Origin of the sequence: Rhodococcus sp. R1101 (assembly GCF_000278445.1) — a bacterium.
GTDB lineage: Bacteria > Actinomycetota > Actinomycetes > Mycobacteriales > Mycobacteriaceae > Rhodococcus > Rhodococcus gordoniae.
Map to the genome: position 1 here is coordinate 1 of NZ_AJVB01000365.1, position 3,923 is coordinate 3,923.

General features: G+C 65.2%; 2 protein-coding genes. Both read right to left on the reverse strand.

What is annotated here, in order from left to right; all coding sequences use genetic code 11:
• Nucleotides 1-1,638 (reverse strand): hydantoinase B/oxoprolinase family protein (locus R1101_RS0117900; RefSeq protein WP_016934729.1); only part of this gene is annotated, 1,638 nt, incomplete at its 3' end.
• The gene (locus tag R1101_RS0117905) at nucleotides 1,635-3,698 is read right to left on the reverse strand and encodes a hydantoinase/oxoprolinase family protein (RefSeq protein ID WP_016934730.1); all 2,064 of its coding nucleotides are present in this window, start codon (nucleotides 3,696-3,698) and stop codon (nucleotides 1,635-1,637) included. The genes R1101_RS0117905 and R1101_RS0117900, both read right to left, overlap by 4 nt.
• Between the last annotated feature and the right edge of the window lie 225 nt (nucleotides 3,699-3,923).

Sequence of the window (3,923 nt, forward strand, 5' to 3'; positions counted from 1 at the left end):
CACGTCTTCGAGCACGGACTCCGGATCCCGTCGCAGGGGATCCCCGTATCCGCCTCCGCCGGCCGACGGCCTGTCGAACGAATCACCGGACTGCACAGGAACGTTCGAGAACACGGATCCGAGGAAGCGTTCCTCGGGTGTGCCCCGGTTGAGCCAGACCCCATGGGGAATGGACGGTAGGCCCCCTTCGATTCCCCAGGTGACCGAGCGGGAACGGTCGCAGCAGTAGGACATCACGCTGTTGTCGCTGTCGGTGAGGACACCGCCCTTGGACAGGCCGCATCCGCCGCGGTACTCGCCCGGTCCGCCGGAGTCGGTGATGATGGCGTGCTCGGTGGTGAGCACGGGGGTGAGGCGTTCTTGTCCTTCGCACGGCTGGACGGCAAGACCGATGCCGAACACCGGTGCGGTGGCGCTCGATCCGTCCTTCGAGTTTCGGCCACCCCAGCCGCCGGCCATCCAGTCGTACCACATGAAGAAGGGGCGCTCCTCGGTTCGGGCGTCGCGCCCACCGACGAGGAGGTACTCGAGGTTGAACGAACAGGCGATGCCCCGGGAGGGCACGACTTTCGACCACAGTTCGAAGATCGCGTTCATGATCTTCTCGTAGGGGCCGGAACAGAACCCGGTCACCGCATGCGGCCAGCCTGCGTTGACGACGGTGCCCTCGGGCCCGAGTTCGGTGTGAATCGCGTTGTACAGTCCCGAATTCAACGGGACATCGGGGAAGAACGACTTGGTGCCCGCCATGATTCCGGAGAATGCGGTGCCGTAACCGCTGTTGAGGAAGCTCGCGACGGCAGGTGCGCTACCCGTCAGGTCGTAGCTGAGTTGATCTCCCTCGATGGTCATGGTGACCCGGATCGGGACGAGGCCCTCGGGACGCGCGGGATCGGAGTCGAGGTAGTCCTCGGTGGTCCAGGTGCCGTCGGGAAGATCGGCGACCCGGCTGCGGACGATGCGTTCGACGTAGTTCTGGACCTCATGCATGGCCTCGGTGACGGTGCCGCGACCGTATTTGTCCACAAGGCGAAGGATCTCGCGTTCGCATATCCCCGTCGCCTCGGCCTGGGCGTGCAGATCACCCATGCTGATCTCCGGCGACCGCGTGTTCGCGACGAGGAGCTTCGCGACGTCGGCGAGGAACCGGCCCTCGTGCCACACCCGCACCGGGGTGATCCGCAGACCTTCACCGAAGTGTTCGGTGGCAGTGACGTCGAAGGATCCCGGCACACTGCCGCCGATATCGGCCCAGTGCCCTTTGTTCTGAGCGAAGGCGATGAGGACATCGTCCGCGAAGATGGGCCGGATGAAGCTGACGTCGTTGAGGTGGGTGCCGCCGCGATAGGGGTCGTTGACCATGAAGATGTCGCCGGGGTTGATGTCGGAGCCGAATTCGTCCAGTACGGCCTTGCACTGGAAGTGGAGCGTGCCGACGTGAACGGCGATGTCCTGGCTGCCCTGCATGACGGTGTTGCCCTCGGCGTCGCAGAGCGCGGAGGAGAAGTCCCGCGAGTAGATGACGAACGAGTAGCAGGTGCGCAGGATCTGCTCGGACATCAGATCGACCGAGGTGGCGAACGCGTTCTTGAGAACCTCGAAGGTGACCGGATCGAGGGTGGTGGACGGGATGGTCATCGGGACTCCTGGATGTCGATGCGGATGTTCGCCCACTCGTCGATGGTGGCGGTGGTCCCGGGCGGGACAACGGTGGTGGAGTCGAGCTGGGTGATCACGGCGGGGCCCGGAATGCGCGTACCGAACCCGAGCGTGTCACGGTCGAAGACAGGTGTGTCGAGCCGGCGCTGTGCTTCGTCGAAATAGACGCTGCGCCGTTCCACCGCTACCGGTTCGGCCGTGGTGGGCTCACCGGCATGCGGGAACTTCGGCTTCGGTGTGGTACCCACTGCGCGTAGGCCGATCTGGTAGATCTCCACCGGGGTGTCGTCGCGCCGGAACGAGTAGTCCCGTTCGTGTTCCTCGTGGAATCGTTCGACGGCCTCGTCGAGGAAGCCGGGACCGTTGCCGGCGGCGACGGTCAGCGATCGCCACTGACCGGCGTAGCGCATGCTGATGTGACGGTCGAGAACCATGCGTTCGGGTGCGACCCCCTCGTGGCGCAGCCTTTGCGTGCCTTCCTGTTCGAGGCGCAGGAACTCACGGTCGAGCGCGGTCGTGTCGACGTCGTCCACGCGGCCCTGGAACATCGCCGACAGATCGTGCCGGATGTCGACGAGCAGGCACCCTTGCGCCGAGGTGATGCCCGGGTGCGGCGGCACCACGACGGTCGGAATCGACAGTTCCTTCGCGAGGGCCGCGCCGTGCAGGGCGCCTGCGCCGCCGCAGACGACGAGAACGAAGTCGCGGGGATCGTATCCTCGACGAATCGACAACAGCCGCACGGCATCTGCCATGTTCGCATTGGCGACCTGGATGATGTTGCTCGCCGCGGTGTCCGCGTCGAGACCGAGCGGTCCTGCCACGGTCTGTTTGATCGCGTTCTCCGCTGCCGCCACGTCGAGGCTGAGTCCACCGCCGATGAGGGCGGTGCCCAGTCGGCCGAGCAGCACGTTGGCGTCGGTATTGGTCGGTTCGGTGCCGCCGCGCAGATAACAGGCCGGGCCGGGGGAGGCGCCGGCGGACTGCGGACCGTTGCGCAACGAACCCGCTTCGTCGAGCCAGGCCAACGATCCACCACCGGCACCGATCGTGAGCACCTCGATGCTGGGGAAGGAGATGGGGAAGCCGTACTCGACCTGCCACTGCTTGGTGGTGCGGACCTCGCCGTCGTAGACGAGGGAGATGTCGGTACTGGTGCCACCCATGTCCAGGCCGATCGCGTTGGGGTACCCGCAGCGCGTCGCGATGTCGGCCACGGCGATCGCGCCGGCGGCGATACCCGAGGCTGCGAGCCGAACCGGATACTTCTCCACCATCGCAGGGGTCATGGAACCGCCGCCCGAGTGGAGCAGCAGCAGATCACCCTCGTATCCGTCGGTGCGCAGCTGCGCTTCCAAGCGGTTGACGTATCCGCTGACCAGCGGGGCGAGCACGGCGTTGGCGACGGTGGTCGAGGCGCGGTCGTATTCGAAGATCTCGGGGAGGATCTCGCTGGAGGTCGAGACGGTGACGTCGGGCAGTTCGGCCTCGAGCAGGGCTCGTACGCGCTGTTCGTGATCACTGTTGACGTAGCTGTTGATCAGGCACACCGCCACGGTCTTGATGTCCTTGCGGCGCAGGATGCGGGCGATCTCGCGGACCTCTGCTTCGTCGAGTGGGGTGACGACCTCGCCGGCGTAGTCGATGCGTTCGGTGACTTCGTAGCGGTCACGACGGCGGATGTAAGGGGGGCCGACATCGACGTACGTGTCCCACAGCTCGTCCTTGGTGCCGTCGCGGATTTCGAGTACGTCGCGGAATCCGCGGGTGGTGACGAGGGCGGCCGGCGGGAAGTTGCGGGTGATGAGCGCGTTGGTGGCAACGGTGGTGCCGTGCGAGAACAGGGTCACCTCGCTCAGGTCGACGCCCGCGGCACGCACACCGTCGACGACGGCACGCATCGGATCGTCCGGGGTGGAAGGGACCTTCGCGATCCGTGTGGTCGATGCTTTCTCGTCGAAGATGCACACGTCCGTGAAAGTGCCGCCGACGTCCACGGCGACGCGCAGGTAAGGATTGCGAGATGTGATCATCGTCATACTCCTGGTTGGGGTGGACCCAGTATTCGACCTGGTCGGCAACCCATCAATTGGAAGAAGTGAATCGATCTCCCCGATTCATTGGAGATTTTCACAGTACGGGTAGAAGATGACGGACATGCTTCCCGACCGTTTCCGGCTCGTCGACCTCCTGCTCGAACCCGATCTCGGGCTCCGGCTGGTCACCGATGCCGATCCGAATGTCGGAATCACCGGGGCACACCC

Coding starts and splice junctions, on each gene's coding strand:
- R1101_RS0117905 (WP_016934730.1), bottom strand. CDS start 3,698: ATGACGATGATCACATCTCGCAATCCTTACCTGCGCGTCGCCGTGGAC.